The sequence below is a fragment of the Pseudomonas sp. JAI120 genome, assembly GCF_014207255.1.
Taxonomy (GTDB): Bacteria; Pseudomonadota; Gammaproteobacteria; order Pseudomonadales; family Pseudomonadaceae; genus Aquipseudomonas.
Map to the genome: position 1 here is coordinate 258,929 of NZ_JACHCZ010000003.1, position 16,598 is coordinate 275,526.

The 16,598-nt window shown below is 60.9% G+C and carries 21 protein-coding genes; 11 read left to right on the forward strand and 10 right to left on the reverse strand.

All coding sequences use genetic code 11. The features are described 5' to 3' along the window. Window positions 1–18 precede the first annotated feature (18 nt). The gene (locus tag HDC32_RS18680; RefSeq protein ID WP_131697501.1) at window positions 19–447 is read right to left on the reverse strand and encodes a TM2 domain-containing protein; all 429 of its coding nucleotides are present in this window, start codon (window positions 445–447) and stop codon (window positions 19–21) included. A 250-nt stretch (window positions 448–697) separates the two neighbouring features. Here HDC32_RS18680 and HDC32_RS18685 point away from each other — a divergent pair, with 250 nt between their 5' ends. After that, window positions 698–1,336, forward strand: coding sequence for a C40 family peptidase (locus HDC32_RS18685; protein WP_184745094.1), 639 nt, complete (start codon window positions 698–700; stop codon window positions 1,334–1,336). A gap of 148 nt (window positions 1,337–1,484) precedes the next feature. On the opposite strand, the gene HDC32_RS18690 is transcribed toward HDC32_RS18685, so the two are convergent. Further along, window positions 1,485–2,519 (reverse strand): type IV pilus twitching motility protein PilT, encoded by a 1,035-nt coding sequence (locus tag HDC32_RS18690; protein ID WP_167656960.1) that lies wholly within the window; start codon window positions 2,517–2,519, stop codon window positions 1,485–1,487. A gap of 57 nt (window positions 2,520–2,576) precedes the next feature. On the opposite strand from HDC32_RS18690, the gene HDC32_RS18695 reads away from it, so the two are divergent. From HDC32_RS18695 to HDC32_RS18735, 9 genes are all read left to right on the forward strand, one after another. Beyond that, window positions 2,577–3,263: a YggS family pyridoxal phosphate-dependent enzyme gene (locus HDC32_RS18695; protein ID WP_131697504.1), complete on the forward strand. Its 687-nt coding sequence runs from the start codon at window positions 2,577–2,579 to the stop codon at window positions 3,261–3,263. A gap of 33 nt (window positions 3,264–3,296) precedes the next feature. Next, entirely contained in the window at window positions 3,297–4,115 is an 819-nt protein-coding gene (gene proC, locus HDC32_RS18700) for a pyrroline-5-carboxylate reductase (RefSeq protein ID WP_131697505.1), read from the forward strand. Window positions 4,116–4,140: 25 nt separating this feature from the next. Beyond that, window positions 4,141–4,728: a YggT family protein gene (locus HDC32_RS18705; RefSeq protein ID WP_184745096.1), complete on the forward strand. Its 588-nt coding sequence runs from the start codon at window positions 4,141–4,143 to the stop codon at window positions 4,726–4,728. A gap of 121 nt (window positions 4,729–4,849) precedes the next feature. After that, entirely contained in the window at window positions 4,850–5,989 is a 1,140-nt protein-coding gene (locus tag HDC32_RS18710; protein WP_184745098.1) for a homoserine O-acetyltransferase, read from the forward strand. A gap of 7 nt (window positions 5,990–5,996) precedes the next feature. Next, a complete protein-coding gene (gene metW, locus HDC32_RS18715; protein ID WP_017735309.1) occupies window positions 5,997–6,617 on the forward strand; it encodes a methionine biosynthesis protein MetW in 621 nt (206 codons plus the stop codon). 21 nt (window positions 6,618–6,638) lie between these two features. Next, the gene (locus HDC32_RS18720) at window positions 6,639–7,073 is read left to right on the forward strand and encodes a DUF4426 domain-containing protein (RefSeq protein ID WP_027606095.1); all 435 of its coding nucleotides are present in this window, start codon (window positions 6,639–6,641) and stop codon (window positions 7,071–7,073) included. Then, on the forward strand, window positions 7,070–7,666 hold the full coding sequence (gene rdgB, locus HDC32_RS18725) for an RdgB/HAM1 family non-canonical purine NTP pyrophosphatase (protein ID WP_049711104.1): 597 nt from the start codon (window positions 7,070–7,072) through the stop codon (window positions 7,664–7,666). The genes HDC32_RS18720 and rdgB overlap by 4 nt, the downstream gene beginning before the upstream one ends. Before the next feature lie 59 nt (window positions 7,667–7,725). After that, on the forward strand, window positions 7,726–8,865 hold the full coding sequence (gene hemW / locus HDC32_RS18730; protein ID WP_218571034.1) for a radical SAM family heme chaperone HemW: 1,140 nt from the start codon (window positions 7,726–7,728) through the stop codon (window positions 8,863–8,865). An 18-nt stretch (window positions 8,866–8,883) separates the two neighbouring features. Next, entirely contained in the window at window positions 8,884–9,207 is a 324-nt protein-coding gene (locus HDC32_RS18735) for a DUF3392 domain-containing protein (protein ID WP_010207241.1), read from the forward strand. 140 nt (window positions 9,208–9,347) lie between these two features. Here the strand turns inward: HDC32_RS18735 and trmB are convergent, their stop codons facing one another. From trmB to HDC32_RS18755, 4 genes are all read right to left on the reverse strand, one after another. Then, window positions 9,348–10,073, reverse strand: a complete 726-nt coding sequence (trmB, locus tag HDC32_RS18740) for a tRNA (guanosine(46)-N7)-methyltransferase TrmB (RefSeq protein WP_131697509.1) — start codon at window positions 10,071–10,073, stop codon at window positions 9,348–9,350. Window positions 10,074–10,082: 9 nt separating this feature from the next. Continuing rightward, window positions 10,083–10,877, reverse strand: coding sequence for a thiazole synthase (locus HDC32_RS18745; protein ID WP_131697510.1), 795 nt, complete (start codon window positions 10,875–10,877; stop codon window positions 10,083–10,085). 60 nt (window positions 10,878–10,937) lie between these two features. After that, window positions 10,938–11,138 carry a sulfur carrier protein ThiS gene (gene thiS, locus HDC32_RS18750; RefSeq protein ID WP_167656957.1) on the reverse strand — a complete coding sequence of 67 codons (201 nt, stop codon included), beginning with the start codon at window positions 11,136–11,138 and terminating at the stop codon, window positions 10,938–10,940. 71 nt (window positions 11,139–11,209) lie between these two features. Continuing rightward, window positions 11,210–11,590 carry a DUF423 domain-containing protein gene (locus tag HDC32_RS18755; protein ID WP_131697512.1) on the reverse strand — a complete coding sequence of 127 codons (381 nt, stop codon included), beginning with the start codon at window positions 11,588–11,590 and terminating at the stop codon, window positions 11,210–11,212. Window positions 11,591–11,664: 74 nt separating this feature from the next. Between HDC32_RS18755 and mtgA the strand changes: the two genes are divergently transcribed. After that, complete coding sequence (gene mtgA, locus HDC32_RS18760) at window positions 11,665–12,387, forward strand: monofunctional biosynthetic peptidoglycan transglycosylase (RefSeq protein ID WP_131697513.1); 723 nt, start codon at window positions 11,665–11,667, stop codon at window positions 12,385–12,387. Window positions 12,388–12,433: 46 nt separating this feature from the next. Here mtgA and rpoH read toward each other — a convergent pair whose 3' ends face one another. The 4 genes from rpoH to ftsY all read right to left on the reverse strand — a co-directional run bounded on the left by rpoH (window position 12,434) and on the right by ftsY (window position 16,547). Next, a complete protein-coding gene (gene rpoH, locus HDC32_RS18765) occupies window positions 12,434–13,288 on the reverse strand; it encodes an RNA polymerase sigma factor RpoH (RefSeq protein ID WP_003176698.1) in 855 nt (284 codons plus the stop codon). A 129-nt stretch (window positions 13,289–13,417) separates the two neighbouring features. After that, complete coding sequence (gene ftsX / locus HDC32_RS18770) at window positions 13,418–14,440, reverse strand: permease-like cell division protein FtsX (RefSeq protein WP_065923857.1); 1,023 nt, start codon at window positions 14,438–14,440, stop codon at window positions 13,418–13,420. After that, a complete protein-coding gene (gene ftsE / locus HDC32_RS18775) occupies window positions 14,437–15,108 on the reverse strand; it encodes a cell division ATP-binding protein FtsE (protein ID WP_003234627.1) in 672 nt (223 codons plus the stop codon). The genes ftsX and ftsE overlap by 4 nt, the downstream gene beginning before the upstream one ends. Beyond that, entirely contained in the window at window positions 15,105–16,547 is a 1,443-nt protein-coding gene (gene ftsY / locus HDC32_RS18780) for a signal recognition particle-docking protein FtsY (RefSeq protein WP_184745100.1), read from the reverse strand. The genes ftsE and ftsY overlap by 4 nt, the downstream gene beginning before the upstream one ends. Window positions 16,548–16,598: the final 51 nt, after the last annotated feature.

Consider the following 16,598-nt stretch of genomic DNA (forward strand, 5'->3'; position numbering starts at 1 on the left):
CTACAGGTTATTTATGATCTACCGGCCGCCATTGCGCTCGGCATTGCGGATCGAAACCTGGGTATTCAACGTCCAGAAGTCATACAGCACCCCCACCAGGAACAAACCGCCGGTCAGCAGGTAGATCAGTCCGGTGACCCATTTGCCCTGGTACATGCGGTGCACGCCGAATACCCCCAGAAACGCCAACAGAATCCAAGCGACGTTGTATTCGATAGGGCCAGCGGTAAAACGCAGGTCCGCTTCTCGGTCCATGGCCGGGATCAGGAACAGGTCGATCAGCCAGCCGATCCCAAGCAAACCCAGGGTGAAAAACCAGATCGTGCCGGTCACCGGCTTGCCGTAATAGAAGCGATGGGCCCCGGTAAACCCGAAAATCCAGAGCAGGTAACCGATCACCTTGCTGTGGGTGTCTTGCTGCGGACCAACCTGTTGATAGGTGTTCATGGAGTACCTCATTTGCTTCGATAGATAAATTTTTTCACTTTCTTTGTGACTTTTTTACAGGCGCCCGACGTACGGCAAATGGTATCTTCCCTCCCCTGAAAGCCTTATGCCACCTGACTTGTGTAGGACAATCGCGGCGAATCGTCGCATTTTTCCTGAGTTTGACCCCAAGGTTCAGTCGACAAACGGCCTGAGAACGACACAAAAAGCTGTTATAAAGTTGCGCGCAAACCCATAAGAGCCACGCCTAATGCGACCATTTTTCAAGACATGGCTAACCATTTGCCTATTAATGCCACTGGCCGCCCACGCCACCAATCGTGAGCAACGACTTCCAAACGTCAACGGTTTCACCCCTAAAGTCCACAGCACGCCAAGCACCGCCAAATCGGCAAAGCCGACCGTCAGCCGCCCGACTCAACTGAGCAAGGCCCACGGTAAGGCAGTTCCAGGCCTGATGGCAGTCAACACCAAGCAGAGCAGCACCGTCCTCAGCCGCGCCGTAAACGTGCTGGGTACTCCTTATCGTTGGGGCGGCAGCAGCCCAAGTAAAGGGTTCGACTGCAGTGGCCTGGTGAAATATGCGTTTAACGACGTAGCCGCCGTGGATCTGCCGCGCACCTCCAACGCCATGGCCGCCGGCCATGGGCAGAAGGTTGATCGCAAGGACCTGAAACCGGGTGACCTGTTGTTCTTCAAACTGAAGAGCCGCCAGGTGAACCACGTTGCCATTTACCTGGGCAACGACCGCTTTATCCACGCACCACGTCGTGGCAAGTCGGTCAGTATCGACACGCTGAAAAAGCCGTTCTGGAACAAGAACTACGTGATTGCCAAGCGGGTTCTGCCGAAAGAGCAGAACAGCAACCTGCGGATCGTGCAACGCTGATCTTCAGCTGAAATGCAGCAGTAGCAGCAGTAAATGTGGGAGGGGGCTTGCTCCCGATAGCAGTGGGTCAGGTACAGATACGCTGACTGATCCACCGCTATCGGGAGCAAGCCCCCTCCCACATTTGATTTGTGTCGTCCACAAACCCTCAGATATCCCCAGGCACCCTTGCCTTCTCCCGCGCCTCCTCCCCGCTGATCACGCCTTCCGTGACCAACGCCTTCAAGCTCATATCCAGCGTCTTCATGCCCAGCGCACCGCCGGTCTGAATCGCCGAGACTATCTGCGCCACCTTGTCCTCGCGGATCAAATTTCGAATGGCTGGCGTGCCCAGCATGATTTCATGGGCCGCCACCCGCCCGCCGCCAACCTTCTTGACCAGTACCTGAGACACCACCGCCTGCAACGACTCCGACAGCATCGAGCGGACCATGGCCTTTTCCCCCGCAGGGAACACGTCCACCAGCCTGTCCACGGTCTTTGCCGCCGAGGTGGTGTGCAGGGTGCCATATACCAGATGTCCGGTCTCAGCGGCCGTCAGGGCCAGGCGGATGGTTTCCAGGTCGCGCAACTCGCCCACCAGGATCACATCCGGATCTTCCCGTAACGCCGAGCGCAACGCGGTGGAAAAGCCATGGGTGTCGCGATGAACCTGCCGCTGGTTGATCAGGGCGATTTTCGGCGTGTGGATAAATTCGATGGGGTCTTCCAGCGTGAGGATGTGCTGGCGCCGATGCTGATTGAGGTAATCGATCATCGCCGCCAGGGTAGTGGACTTGCCGGAGCCGGTGGGGCCCGTCACCAGCACCAGGCCGCGCGGAAGCAGGGCGATACGCCGGAACACCTCCCCCAGGCCGAGATTTTCCAGGCTCTGGACCTCGGCCGGGATGGTGCGAAACACCGCACCCATGCCGCGATCCTGCTGGAACACATTCGCCCGGAACCGCGCCACGCCTGGCAGCTCGAAGGCAAAATCCGTTTCAAGAGATGTTTCGAAATCCTTTTGTTGGTAGCGGTTGAGCAGCGGGCTCAATAAATCCGCCACTTGCGGGGGTGAAAGCACCGGCCAATCCAACGGCCAGACCTCACCGTCAATGCGCAGCATGGGTGCCACACCGGCCGACAAATGCAAGTCGGAGGCGCCGCGACGCACGCCGGCCACCAGTAATTCAGTGATATCCATAGGGCTTTCCATTTCCAGTAGAATGCCGCGGACTCCATATCCACGGGCGCATCTTGAATGTCGACGATAGCAGACAATATCGGCCAGGTTAGCCAGCGCATCCGCGCCGCAGCCGACGCCGTGCAACGTGACGCACACAGCATCCACCTGCTGGCCGTGAGCAAGACCAAACCCGCCCAAGCCCTGCGCGAAGCCTATGCCGCCGGGATGCGTGATTTTGGCGAAAACTATCTGCAGGAAGCCCTGGGCAAACAGGCCGAATTAACCGACCTGCCCTTGAGTTGGCACTTCATCGGCCCCATTCAATCGAACAAGACTCGTGCCATCGCCGAGCACTTCGCTTGGGTGCATTCCGTGGACCGCCTCAAAATTGCACAACGCCTGTCCGAGCAACGCCCGGCCGACCTGCCGCCGCTGAATATCTGCATCCAGGTCAATGTCAGTGGCGAAGCCAGCAAGTCCGGCTGCACACCCGCCGACCTGCCGGCCCTGGCCAATGCCATCAGCGCCCTGCCGCGCCTGAAGCTGCGGGGCTTGATGGCAATTCCCGAGCCGACGGAAGACCGGGCCGAGCAAGATGCAGCGTTCGCCCGCGTGCGCGACCTGCAAAACAGCCTGAACCTGCCGCTCGACACTCTTTCCATGGGCATGAGCCACGACCTTGAGTCGGCCATCGCCCAAGGCGCCACCTGGGTGCGGATCGGTACCGCCCTGTTTGGCGCCCGCGACTACGGCCAGCCATGAAATGGCTGACATCCATCTAAGTAAGGACCTGTCATGAGCAACACGCGTATTGCCTTTATCGGCGCCGGCAACATGGCGGCCAGCCTGATCGGTGGCCTGCGGGCCAAGGGTCTGGACGCCGCGCAGATCCGCGCCAGCGACCCGGGCGCCGAGACCCGTGCCCGCGTCAGCACCGAGCACGGTATCGAAACCTTCGCCGATAACGCCGAAGCCATACAAGGTGTCGATGTGATCGTGCTGGCGGTCAAGCCACAGGCCATGAAGGCTGTGTGCGAAAGCCTGCGCCCAAGCCTGCAGCCGCACCAACTGGTGGTGTCGATCGCCGCCGGCATCACCTGCGCCAGCATGAACAACTGGCTCGGTGCCCAGCCGATCGTACGCTGCATGCCCAACACCCCGGCGCTGCTGCGCCAGGGCGTGAGCGGTTTGTATGCCACCCACGAGGTGACCGCCGAACAGCGTGCCCAGGCCCTGGAACTGCTGTCCGCCGTGGGCATTGCCCTGTGGCTCGAACAGGAGCAGCAACTGGACGCGGTCACCGCCGTCTCGGGCAGCGGCCCGGCTTACTTCTTCCTGCTGATCGAAGCCATGACCGCCGCCGGCGTAAAACTCGGCCTGCCACAGCAAGTCGCTGAGCAACTGGCCGAGCAAACCGCCCTGGGCGCCGCGAAAATGGCCGTCTCCAGTGAGGTGGACGCTGCCGAGTTGCGCCGTCGCGTTACCTCCCCGGGCGGCACCACGCAGGCTGCCATCGAATCATTCCAGGCCGGGGGCTTTGAAGCCCTGGTGGAAAAAGCACTGGGTGCCGCAGCACATCGTTCGGCTGAAATGGCCGAGCAGCTGGGCAAATAGTCGTACCCCTACGAAGGAATAAATGATGCTTGGACTCAATGACGCCGTCATCTTCATCATCCAGACCTTGGGCAGCCTGTACCTGCTGATCGTGCTGATGCGTTTTATCCTGCAATTGGTGCGGGCAAACTTCTACAACCCGCTGTGCCAATTCGTGGTGAAGGCCACGCAACCGCTGCTCAAGCCCCTGCGTCGGGTGGTCCCGAGCATGTTAGGCCTGGACATGTCGTCGCTGGTACTGGCATTGCTGCTGCAGATTCTGCTGTTCGCGCTGGTCCTGATGCTCAAAGGCTACCTGCCTTACACCGTGCTGCTGTTGCCATGGGCACTGATCGGGCTCTTCTCGTTGTTTTTGAAGATCATCTTCTGGTCGATGATCATCAGCGTGATCCTGTCCTGGGTCGCACCGGGTAGCCGTAGCCCAGGTGCCGAGCTGGTGTCTCAGATCACCGAGCCGGTGCTCGCGCCGTTCCGTCGCTGGGTCCCCAACCTCGGCGGCCTGGATATTTCGCCGATCTTCGCGTTTATCGCGATCCAGCTGATACAGGGCTGGGGAATCCCGTACCTGGCTGACTTCGCGAACATGCCCAAGTTACTGTTCGGGCTGATCTGACAGGCGGAGCAAATGCAGGGGGGGGGACGATTCGACCTGCTCCCTCCCACATTTGGCCTTTGCTTGCCGCTGGATGCATCGGTCTTTAGACTTACGCCTCATTTAAACGAGAGCAGGGTCGATGCCAACTGCCTTTCCCCCCGATTCTGTTGGACTGGTCGTGCCCCAAGTGGCGCACTTCAGCGAACCGCTGGCCTTGGCCTGTGGTCGTTCGCTGCCTGCCTATGACCTGATTTATGAAACCTACGGCCAACTGAACGCCACGGCGAGCAACGCCGTGCTGATCTGCCACGCCCTCTCCGGCCATCATCACGCCGCTGGTTTCCACAGCGTTGACGAGCGCAAGCCCGGCTGGTGGGACAGTTGCATCGGCCCCGGCAAGCCCATCGACACCAATAAGTTCTTTGTGGTCAGCCTGAATAACCTCGGTGGCTGCAACGGCTCCACCGGCCCCAGCAGCCTCAACCCGGAAACCGGCAGGCCGTTCGGCGCCGACTTCCCGGTACTCACCGTGGAAGACTGGGTGCACAGCCAGGCACGCCTCGCCGACCTGTTGGGCATCCAGCAGTGGGCCGCCGTGATCGGCGGCAGCCTGGGCGGCATGCAGGCTCTGCAATGGACCATCACCTACCCGGATCGCGTGCGCCATTGCCTGGCCATCGCCTCGGCCCCCAAATTGTCGGCGCAGAACATCGCCTTCAACGAAGTGGCGCGCCAGGCCATCCTCACCGATCCCGAGTTCCACGGCGGTTCGTTCCAGGAAGCCGGTGTGATCCCCAAGCGCGGCTTGATGCTGGCACGGATGGTCGGGCATATCACCTACCTGTCCGATGACTCCATGGGCGAGAAATTCGGCCGTGGCCTCAAGAGCGAGAAGCTCAACTACGACTTCCACAGCGTCGAGTTCCAGGTGGAAAGCTACCTGCGTTATCAGGGCGAGGAGTTCTCGGGGCGTTTCGACGCCAACACCTACCTGCTGATGACCAAGGCTCTGGACTACTTCGACCCGGCAGCCAACCATGACGACGACCTGGCGAAAACCTTCGAGGGCGCCACGGCCAAGTTCTGCGTCATGTCGTTTACCACCGATTGGCGCTTCTCGCCGGCCCGCTCCCGAGAGCTGGTGGATGCCTTGATGGCTGCGAAAAAAGACGTCTGCTACCTGGAGATCGACGCTCCGCAAGGCCATGACGCCTTCCTGATCCCGATCCCGCGTTACCTGCAAGCGTTCAGCAACTACATGAACCGAATTACTTTGTGAGAACGCCATGAGAGCCGACCTGGACATCATCCAAGACTGGATCCCCGCCGGCAGCCGCGTGCTTGACCTGGGCTGCGGCGATGGCGAACTGCTGAGCTGGCTGCGGGACAACAAGCAAGTCACCGGCTATGGCCTGGAAAACGACCCGGACAATATCGCCCAGTGCGTGGCCAAGGGCATCAACGTGATCGAACAGGACCTGGACAAGGGCCTGGGCAACTTTGCCAGCAACAGTTTCGACATCGTGGTGATGACCCAGGCCCTGCAAGCGGTGCACTACCCGGACCGCATTCTCGACGAAATGCTGCGCGTGGGCCGCCAGTGCATCATCACCTTCCCCAACTTCGGGCACTGGCGCTGCCGCTGGTACCTGGCGACCAAGGGCCGTATGCCGGTCTCGGATTTCCTGCCGTACACCTGGTACAACACGCCGAACATCCACTTCTGTACTTTCGAAGACTTCGAAGCCCTGTGTGGTGAGCGTGAAGCCAAGGTGATCAACCGCCTGGCCGTCGATCAACAGCACCGTCACGGCTGGGCAAGTAAGCTATGGCCCAATCTGTTGGGCGAAATTGGTATCTACCGGGTCAGCAGCCCTGGCCTGACGGATCACAAGATTGCCGTCTAATCATTTTCAAGAGGGACGATCATGAGTCGCTTGGCCATTTTTCTACTGACTGCATGCCTGGGCGCCAGCGCCATGGCGGCGGACACTATCGACGCTAATCGCAAGAAAGACTTCGGTGACATCACCGTTCATTACAACACCTTCACCTCCAGCTTCCTGCAGCCGGAAACCGCCCAGAAAGTTGGCGTGGTGCGCAGCAAGGAGAAAGGCTTGATCAATGTGACCGTGATCAAGGGCGTAACCCCGGTGGCAGCTCAGGTGACAGGCACCATCAAGGACCTGGGCGGCAAGAGCGAGATTTTGACGTTCAAGCAAATCGACGAGAAAGGCGGGATTAATTACCTCGCGCCGTACTCTGTGACACAGCGGGAATACAAGACGTTTACCATCAATGTTGAAACCGGCGGCAAAGCCCATAGCTTCCAATTCAACCAGGAACTGTTTCCGGCGGAATGATGAACCTTACTCAACTCGTACTGGCCAGCCATAACGCCGGCAAGCTCAAAGAACTCCAGGCAATGCTCGGCGACTCCGTGCAGTTGCGCTCGATCGGCGAGTTCAGCCAGGTGGAGCCGGAAGAGACCGGCCTGTCGTTCGTCGAGAACGCCATCCTCAAGGCGCGCAATGCCGCACGCATCTCGGGCCTTCCGGCGCTGGCCGATGACTCTGGCCTGGCGGTGGACTTCCTCGGCGGCGCGCCGGGCATCTACTCGGCGCGTTATGCCGATGGCAAGGGCGACGCGGCCAACAATGCCAAGCTGCTGGACGCCCTCAAGGACGTGCCGGACGCGATGCGTGGCGCGCAGTTCGTCTGCGTGCTGGCCTTGGTGCGACATGCCGATGACCCGCTGCCGATCCTCTGCGAAGGCCTGTGGCACGGGCGCATCCTGCATGCGGCCAGTGGCGAGCACGGTTTTGGTTATGACCCGCTGTTCTGGGTGCCGGAACGCAATGTTTCCAGCGCTGAATTGAGCCCGGCCGACAAGAACCAGATCAGCCACCGCGCCCGCGCAATGGATTTGCTGCGCCAACGCCTGAGCTTGAAATGACCCAGAACACCTCCGCGCAGCCGCTGATCCACGGTGGCGCGCAAACACCACGGGCGGCCATGCCGGTGCTGCCGCCCCTGGCGCTGTATATCCACATTCCGTGGTGCGTGCGCAAATGCCCTTACTGCGACTTCAACTCCCACACCGCCAGCAAGGTGCTGCCGGAAGAAGAGTATGTCGACGCCTTGCTGGCCGACCTCGATCAGGACCTGCACGCGGTGTATGGGCGCGAACTGAGTTCGATCTTCTTCGGCGGCGGCACGCCAAGCCTGTTCAGCGCTGCGGCGCTGGGCCGATTGCTCAAAGGCGTGGAAGCACGCATCCCGTTTGCCGGCGACATCGAGATCACCCTGGAAGCCAACCCCGGTACTTTCGAGCAAGAAAAGTTCGTCGCTTACCGCACGCTGGGGATCAATCGGCTGTCCATCGGTATCCAGAGCTTCCAGCAGGAAAAGCTCGAGGCCCTGGGTCGCATCCACAACGGCGACGAAGCCGTACGCGCCGCCGGGATGGCACGCCAGGCCGGGTTCGATAACTTCAACCTGGACCTGATGCACGGTTTGCCCGATCAGTCCCTGGAGGACGCGTTGAGCGACCTGCGCCAGGCCATCGCACTGAAGCCGACGCACCTGTCCTGGTACCAGTTGACCCTGGAACCCAACACCGTGTTCTGGAACCAGCCACCGGCGCTGCCGGAAGACGACACCCTGTGGGACATCCAGGAAGCTGGCCAGGCGCTGCTGGCCGAACACGGTTACGCACAATATGAAGTGTCGGCCTACGCCCAACCCGGGCGCCCGGCGCGACATAACCTCAACTACTGGAGCTTTGGCGACTTTATCGGCATCGGCGCCGGCGCCCACGGCAAGCTCAGCCACCCCGACGGGCGCATTGTGCGCACCTGGAAGACCCGCGCACCGAAGGACTACCTCAACCCGGCCAAAAGCTTCCAGGCCGGGGCGAAGGAGCTGACCAACGAAGAGCTGCCGTTCGAGTTCCTGATGAACGCCCTGCGCCTCACCGAGGGCGTCGACGCCACGCTCTACGCCGAGCGCACCGGCCTCGATCTGGCGAGCCTTGACGAGGCGCGGCGCGAGGCAGAACAAAGTGGCTTAATGCAGGTCGAACCGTCACGCCTGGCGGCCACTGATCGCGGGCAACTCTTTCTCAATGACCTGTTGCAGAAGTTTTTGAGCTGATCGCTCTAAGGAAATCGAATGGATTTGGTACTCGACCTGCTCGCCACCGTATCCCGCTGGAGCCGCAGCAACCTGTCGGAAATCTCCCTGGCCCTTGTGGGCTGTTTGCTGGTGCTGTTTGGCGCCGACATCAAGGGCTGGGTCGAAGCACGCCTGGGCAGCGTTGCCGGCGCGTTGCGCGTACCGTTGATGGCCCTGCTGTGCATGATCGGCAGCGGTGCGGCGCTGATCTACGCCACGCCGTGGATTGTGCGGGGGTTGAGCCAGTTCAATAACTACAGCCTGGCGCCGGTGCTGGTGGTGGTGCTGGTGTTGATTGGCGTCGTCGCCGATCGCCGCTGACCTCAAATCCAACACAAAACAACTGTGGGAGGGGGCTTGCCCCCGATAGCTGAGGGTCAGTCGACATCAAAGTGACTGATCCACCGCTATCGGGGGCAAGCCCCCTCCCACATTGAATTGCATTTCAAGTCAGTGGCGAGTTACGCCAGCTTCTCGAACTTCAAATCCCAAACCCCATGCCCGAGTCGCTCGCCACGACGCTCGAACTTGGTGATCGGGCGTTCGGCCGGGCGCGGTACGCATTTGCCGTCTTCCGCCAGGTTGCGGTAGCCAGGGGCAACGTCCATCACTTCCAGCATGTATTCGGCGTACGGTTCCCAGTCGGTGGCCATGTGCAGGATACCGCCGACTTTCAGCTTGCTGCGCACCAGCTCCGCGAAGGAGGCTTGGACGATGCGGCGCTTGTGGTGACGGCTCTTGTGCCATGGATCGGGGAAAAACAGCATCAGGCGGTCGAGGCTGTTGTCGGCGATGCAGCGGTTGAGCACTTCGATCGCGTCGCAGTCATAAACCCGCAGGTTGGTCAGGCCTTGAGTCAGAACGCCATTGAGCAGCGCACCGACACCCGGGCGGTGGACTTCCACGCCGATAAAATCCTGTTCCGGCGAGGCAGCCGCCATTTCCAGCAGGGAGTGCCCCATGCCAAAACCGATTTCCAGGGACCGCGGGGCCGAACGACCAAACACCTGGTCATAGTCCACCGGCGCGTCGGCCAGGGGCAGGACGAACAGCGGCGTACCTTGCTCCAGGCCTTTTTGCTGGCCTTCGGTCATGCGGCCGGCGCGCATCACAAAACTCTTGATGCGGCGGTGCTTGGACTCGTCGCCTTCTTCCACGGTGTTCGGCGTTTCGTTTGATTCAGTCATCAATGGCTCTTACTTGATCAGACCATCCAGCGGCGAAGAGGCGCTGGCGTATAGTTTTTTCGGCATGCGCCCGGCGAGGTAGGCCAGGCGGCCGGCGACGATGGCGTGTTTCATGGCTTCGGCCATCAGCACCGGTTGCTGGGCGTGGGCGATGGCCGAGTTCATCAGCACCGCGTCGCAGCCCAGTTCCATGGCGATGGTGGCGTCGGAAGCGGTACCGACACCGGCGTCCACCAGTACCGGGATCTTGGCTTCTTCGAGGATGATCTGCAGGTTGTACGGATTGCAGATGCCCAGCCCGGAACCGATCAGGCCGGCCAGCGGCATTACGGCGATACAGCCGATTTCGGCCAGTTGGCGGGCGATGATCGGGTCATCGCTGGTGTAGACCATCACGTCGAAACCTTCCTTGACCAGGGTTTCAGCGGCCTTGAGGGTTTCGATCACGTTGGGGAACAGGGTTTTCTGGTCGGCCAGCACTTCCAGCTTCACCAGGTTGTGGCCGTCGAGCAGTTCACGGGCCAGGCGGCAGGTGCGCACGGCTTCGACGGCGTCGTAGCAACCGGCGGTGTTCGGCAGGAAGGTGTAGCGATCCGGCGACAGCACTTCGAGCAGGTTCGGCTCGCCTTCGATCTGGCCGAGGTTTGTGCGGCGCACGGCAAAGGTCACGATCTCGGCGCCCGAGGCTTCGATGGCCAGGCGGGTTTCTTCCATGTCGCGGTACTTGCCGGTGCCGACCAGCAGACGGGACTGGTAGGTACGACCGGCCAGGACGAAGGGCTTGTCGCTACGAACGATGCTCATGGGAAATCCTCGAAATGGGGTGAGGTTCTGCAGAATCCGGGGCTACATAAACGTGCGGGACTAGCCGCCGCCGATGGCGTGGACCACTTCGACCTGGTCACCGTCGGTGAGCGCGGTCTCAGCATGCAGGCTACGCGGGACGATATCCAGGTTGAGTTCCACTGCGACGCGACGCCCGGTCAGGTCCAGGCGGGTCAGCAGGGCCGCAACGGTTTCACCGTCGGGCAGTTCAAGGGATTCGCCGTTCAACTGAATGCGCATGCCACGGGCCGCCATCGATTTTAGGGGCCAGCATTCTAGCTCGATTGGGACCTGAAGGTCAGCTCCAAGCGTCAAGCGGTCAGCTGCAAGCGCCAGGCAGCCAAGCCCAGGAAGAACCAACCCAGCAGGAACGCCAATCCGCCGAAGGGCGTGATGATGCCGAGTTTGCTGATCCCCGTGGTGGTCAACACGTACAGGCTGCCGGAGAACAGCAGGATACCGACGACAAAGGACACGCCTGCCCACGTCACCAGGCGCCCCGGAATATGCGCCAGCAGCAGCGCTACGCCGAACAGCGCCAGGGTGTGCACCAACTGATAGGTCACGCCGGTGTGAAAGATCGCCAGGTACTCGGCGCTCAGGCGGCTTTTCAGGCCATGGGCGGCGAACGCACCGAGGGCGACACCGGTGAAGCCGAAAAAGGCAGCCAGCATCAGAAAGCTACGCAGCATGAGGAACTCCAGTCAGACTCATTGGGCAGGGTCTGTATAATGGCCCGCTCAACGGGTTCGGCCAAGCCATCTCTATGCTGCGTGTCCTCTTCAAACGCTTTCTCAACGTCGTGAAATGGTTTGCCATTGGCAGTGTTCTGCTGGTGCTGCTGTTCCGTGTCGTCCCGCCGCCCTTCACCGCATTGATGGTGGAGCGCAAAGTCGAATCCTGGTTCGACGGCGAACCCATTGACCTGCAACGCACCTGGGTGCCGTGGGAAGAAATCTCCGACGACCTGAAAGTGGCGGTGATGGCCGGTGAAGACCAGCGCTTCCCGCAGCATTGGGGCTTTGATTTCGGCGCCATCCAGGCGGCGCTCCTGCACAACGAACGCGGCGGTTCGATCCGTGGCGCGAGTACGCTGAGCCAGCAGGTGTCGAAAAACCTGTTCCTGTGGGCGGGTCGCAGTTATTTGCGCAAAGGCCTGGAGGCCTGGTTTACCGCGCTGATCGAGGTGTTTTGGCCCAAGCAGCGGATTCTTGAGGTGTACCTCAACAGCGTGGAATGGGATGAAGGCGTGTTTGGCGCGCAAGCGGCTGCGCGACATCACTTTGGCGTGAGTGCCAAGGGATTGTCCCGGCAGCAGGCCAGCTACCTGGCGGCGGTGTTGCCTAACCCTCGGGTGTGGAGTGCCAGTCATCCGACCGCGTACGTGGCGCGGCGAGCGGCGTGGATTCGCCAGCAGATGAGCCAGTTGGGTGGGGATGGTTATCTGGTGGAACTGAACAACTCTCGCAAAGCGCCTTGGTCCGACTGATACAACACAAAACAAATGTGGGAGGGGCTTGCCCCCTCCCACACTTTTAAGCAGCGATGGATAGTTTCAGCTTGTTCATCGCGCTCTTTTCAAGCTGACGAATCCGCTCGGCCGACACGTTGTACTTCTGTGCCAGGTCGTGCAGCGTAGCTTTTTCTTCCGCCAGCCAGCGCTGGTAGAGGATGTCACGGCTGCGGTCGTCCAGTACTTCCAGCGCTTCGTGCAGGTTGTGGTTGGAGTTGTCGCTCCAGTCGGCATCTTCCAGTTGACGCGCCGGGTCGTACCGGTGGTCTTCCAGGTAGTTGGCCGGCGATTGGAAAGCGCTGTCGTCGTCCGCTTCCGCGGCCGGGTCGAAGGCCATGTCATGGCCGGTCAGGCGGCTTTCCATCTCGCGCACTTCACGGGGCTCCACGCCGAGGCTTTCAGCCACGCGGTGGACTTCCTCGTTGTTCAGCCACGCCAGGCGTTTTTTCTGGCTGCGCAGGTTGAAGAACAGCTTGCGCTGGGCCTTGGTGGTCGCGACTTTCACGATGCGCCAGTTGCGCAGGATGAACTCGTGGATTTCCGCCTTGATCCAGTGCACGGCAAACGACACCAGGCGCACGCCCATTTCAGGGTTGAAGCGCTTTACAGCCTTCATCAGGCCGACGTTGCCTTCCTGGATCAGGTCAGCCTGGGCCAGCCCGTAGCCGCTATAGCTACGGGCGATATGTACGACAAAACGCAGGTGGGCGAGCACCATCTGCCGAGCCGCCCCCAAATCCTGCTCATAGTAGAGACTCTCGGCCAGTTCACGCTCCTGCTCGGGGGTCAGCAATGGAATGCTGTTGACCGTGTGCACATAGGCTTCCAGGTTCGCACCCGGGACCAAGGCATAAGCAGGTTGCAAAGAAGTGGTCATACGAAAAAACCTCCGACTCACATAACTCGTGCAGTTCAGCACTGCGAAAATTGACCGGGAACCGTAGGACAAGTTCCCTAAACCACTGATACGGTCAATACAAACGAAACCACATTAATCTGACATTAACTACTTCGGTGCCAGCTCACGTAAATGCCGTGCGACCGCAATCCAGGCACCGATATAACCCAACAATACCGCGCCAAGCAAGAGCGACAGACCATCGGCCACCGGTACCCCGGCCAAGGCAAAATCACTGCCATACAAGCCGGCAAGCCCAACGACTGCGTCGTTCAGCCAGTTCAGGCCGAACGCCAGCACGCCCCAGGACAAAATCCCCGCACCCAGGCCATAAAGCGCGCCCATGTACAGAAAAGGCCGACGCACATAGCTGTCCGTGCCGCCGACCAGTTTAATCACTTCTATCTCGGTGCGACGGTTTTCAATATGAAGACGAATGGTATTACCTATCACCAAAAGTAATGCAGACACCAACAGCACCGTCAGGCCGAACACAAAGCGGTCGCCCAGCTTGAGGATCGCCGCCAGGCGCTCTACCCAGACTAGATCAAGTTGCGCCTGTTGCACCTTGGGCATCTCTGCGAGTTTTTGTCGCAGGGCTTCAAGGCCCGCCTTGTCGACTTCATTCGGCGTCACCAGGACCACACCCGGCAACGGGTTCTGCGGCAGCTCCTTAAGCGCCTCGCCCAGGCCGGACTGTTGCTGGAACTCCTCAAGGGCCTGGTCGCGACTGACGTACTCGGCGTCCGCGACGCCCGGCATGTTCTTGATATCGTCCCGTAGCGCTTCGCCTTCCTTGGTACTGGCATCCAGGTTCAGGTACAGCGAAATCTGCGCCGCACGCTGCCAGGAGCCACCCAGGCGCTCGACATTATTAAGCAGCAACGACAAGCCCATCGGCAGGCTCAGGGCCACGGCCATCACCAGGCAGGTAAAAAAGCTGCCGATCGGCTGCTTGCCCAGGCGACGCAGGCTGTCCAGCAGGCTGGCGCGATGGCTTTCGATCCAGGCGCGCAGCAGGGTGCTGAAGTCCGGGCCGTCATCGTCGTCGTGTTTTTTCTTTTTCGGTTGCGGATCGGCCGGTTTCGGCGCCACGCGCTCGGAAACCTTGGGGCTACGTGTCGCACTCATACGCCAGCCTCCCCGTCACCGATCAGGCGACCGCGTTGCAGGGTCAGCATGCGGTGGCGCATACGTGCGATCAGCGCCAGGTCATGGCTGGCGATCAGTACGCTGGTACCCAGACGGTTGATGTCTTCGAACACACCCATGATCTCGGCCGCCAGGCGCGGGTCGAGGTTACCGGTGGGTTCGTCCGCCAGCAGCAAGGCCGGGCGGTGAACGATCGCGCGGGCAATGCCGACGCGCTGTTGCTGGCCGGTGGACAGGTCGCCGGGGTAGAGGTCGGTCTTGTCCGACAGCGCCACGCGCTCCAGGGCCGAATCCACGCGCTTGACGATTTCGGCCTTGGACAACCCAAGAATCTGCAACGGCAAGGCAACGTTGTTGAACACCGTACGATCAAACAGCAACTGGTGGTTCTGGAACACCACGCCGATCTGGCGGCGCAGGAACGGGATCTGCGCATTACTGATGGTGGCCAGGTCCTGGCCCGCCAGCAGCAATTTGCCGGTGGTTGGGCGCTCCATGGCCAGCAACAGGCGCAACAGCGTACTTTTGCCGGCCCCCGAGTGACCGGTGACAAACAAGAACTCGCCGCGACGCACTCTAAAGCTCAGCTCATGCAAGCCGACATGCCCGTTGGCATAGCGTTTACCGACCTGTTCGAATCGAATCATGAACGCTCCCGCTCGGCAAACAGTGCCTGTACAAAGGGTTCGGCTTCAAAGGTGCGCAGGTCGTCGATGCCTTCACCGACGCCGATATAACGAATCGGCAACCCGAACTGCTTGGCCAGGGCGAAGATCACGCCGCCTTTGGCCGTGCCGTCGAGCTTAGTCAACGCCAGGCCGGTCAGTTGGACCGTCTGGTTGAATTGTTTGGCCTGGCTGATGGCGTTCTGGCCAGTACCGGCGTCCAGCACCAGCAGCACTTCGTGCGGGGCGTCTGCGTCGAGTTTGCCGATCACGCGGCGGACTTTCTTCAGCTCTTCCATCAGGTTGTCTTTGGTGTGCAGGCGACCGGCGGTATCCGCAATCAGCACGTCGATGTTACGAGCCTTGGCGGCTTGCACGGCGTCGAAGATCACCGAGGCGGAATCGGCACCGGTGTGCTGGGCGATGACCGGGATCTTGTTGCGCTCACCCCAGACCTGCAATTGCTCGACGGCAGCGGCGCGGAAGGTGTCGCCGGCGGCGAGCATGACTTTTTTGCCTTCCGACTGCAGCTTCTTGGCCAGTTTGCCGATGGTGGTGGTCTTGCCGGCGCCATTGACGCCCACGACCAGGATCACGAACGGCTTGTTCGGGGTGATCACCAGTGGCGCTTCCACGGGCTTGAGCATCGCCGCCAGCTCGGCCTGCAAGGATTTGTAGAGGGCGTCGGCATCGGTCAGCTGCTTGCGCGCGACCTTCTGGGTCAAGCTCTGGATGATCACGGCGGTGGCTTCGACGCCCACGTCGGCGGTCAGCAGACGGGTTTCGATGTCTTCCAGCAGTTCGTCGTCGATCACCTTTTTGCCGAGGAACAGGCTGGCCATGCCTTCGCCGATGCTGGCGCTGGTCTTGCTCAGGCCTTGCTTGAGGCGGGCGAAGAAGCCGGTCTTGCTGGTTTCGACAGGAGCGACGGACGCGGGCTCGACGGGCGATTCGATAACGGCGGGAGCGGCAACCACGACGGGAGCCGGCTCAACCACTGGCGCGACAACCGCAACGGGGGCCGGCTCGATCACAGCTACAGGCGTAGGCTCTTCGATCACGACAGGAACCGGCTCGATAACCACCGGAATCGGCGGCGTCACATGCTCGGCCTGCACGTCGTCAACCAGCGCCACGGGCTCTTCGGCCACCGGCAGTTCCGGCCACGGCTTATGCTCGGGCTCAGGTTCCGGCACCACTTCGGCCACCGGCTGCAACACCGGCTCAGCCATCGGCAACACGACCGGCGCCGGCGCTTCGACTACCGGTTCGGCTTCTACTATAGGCTCGGGGATCGGCTCAGCTTGAACCTGTGGCTGTTCAGCGACGGTTTCCTGCGGCTTTTTGCGCAGCCATCCGAACAGGCCTTTCTTCTCGCCAGCCGCAGCTGGGGTCTTCTTGTCGTCGTTGGAACCAAACATGGAGACGGCTATCTCAAGGTAGCGACGCGCCAAGGGGCACATCGGTAAATA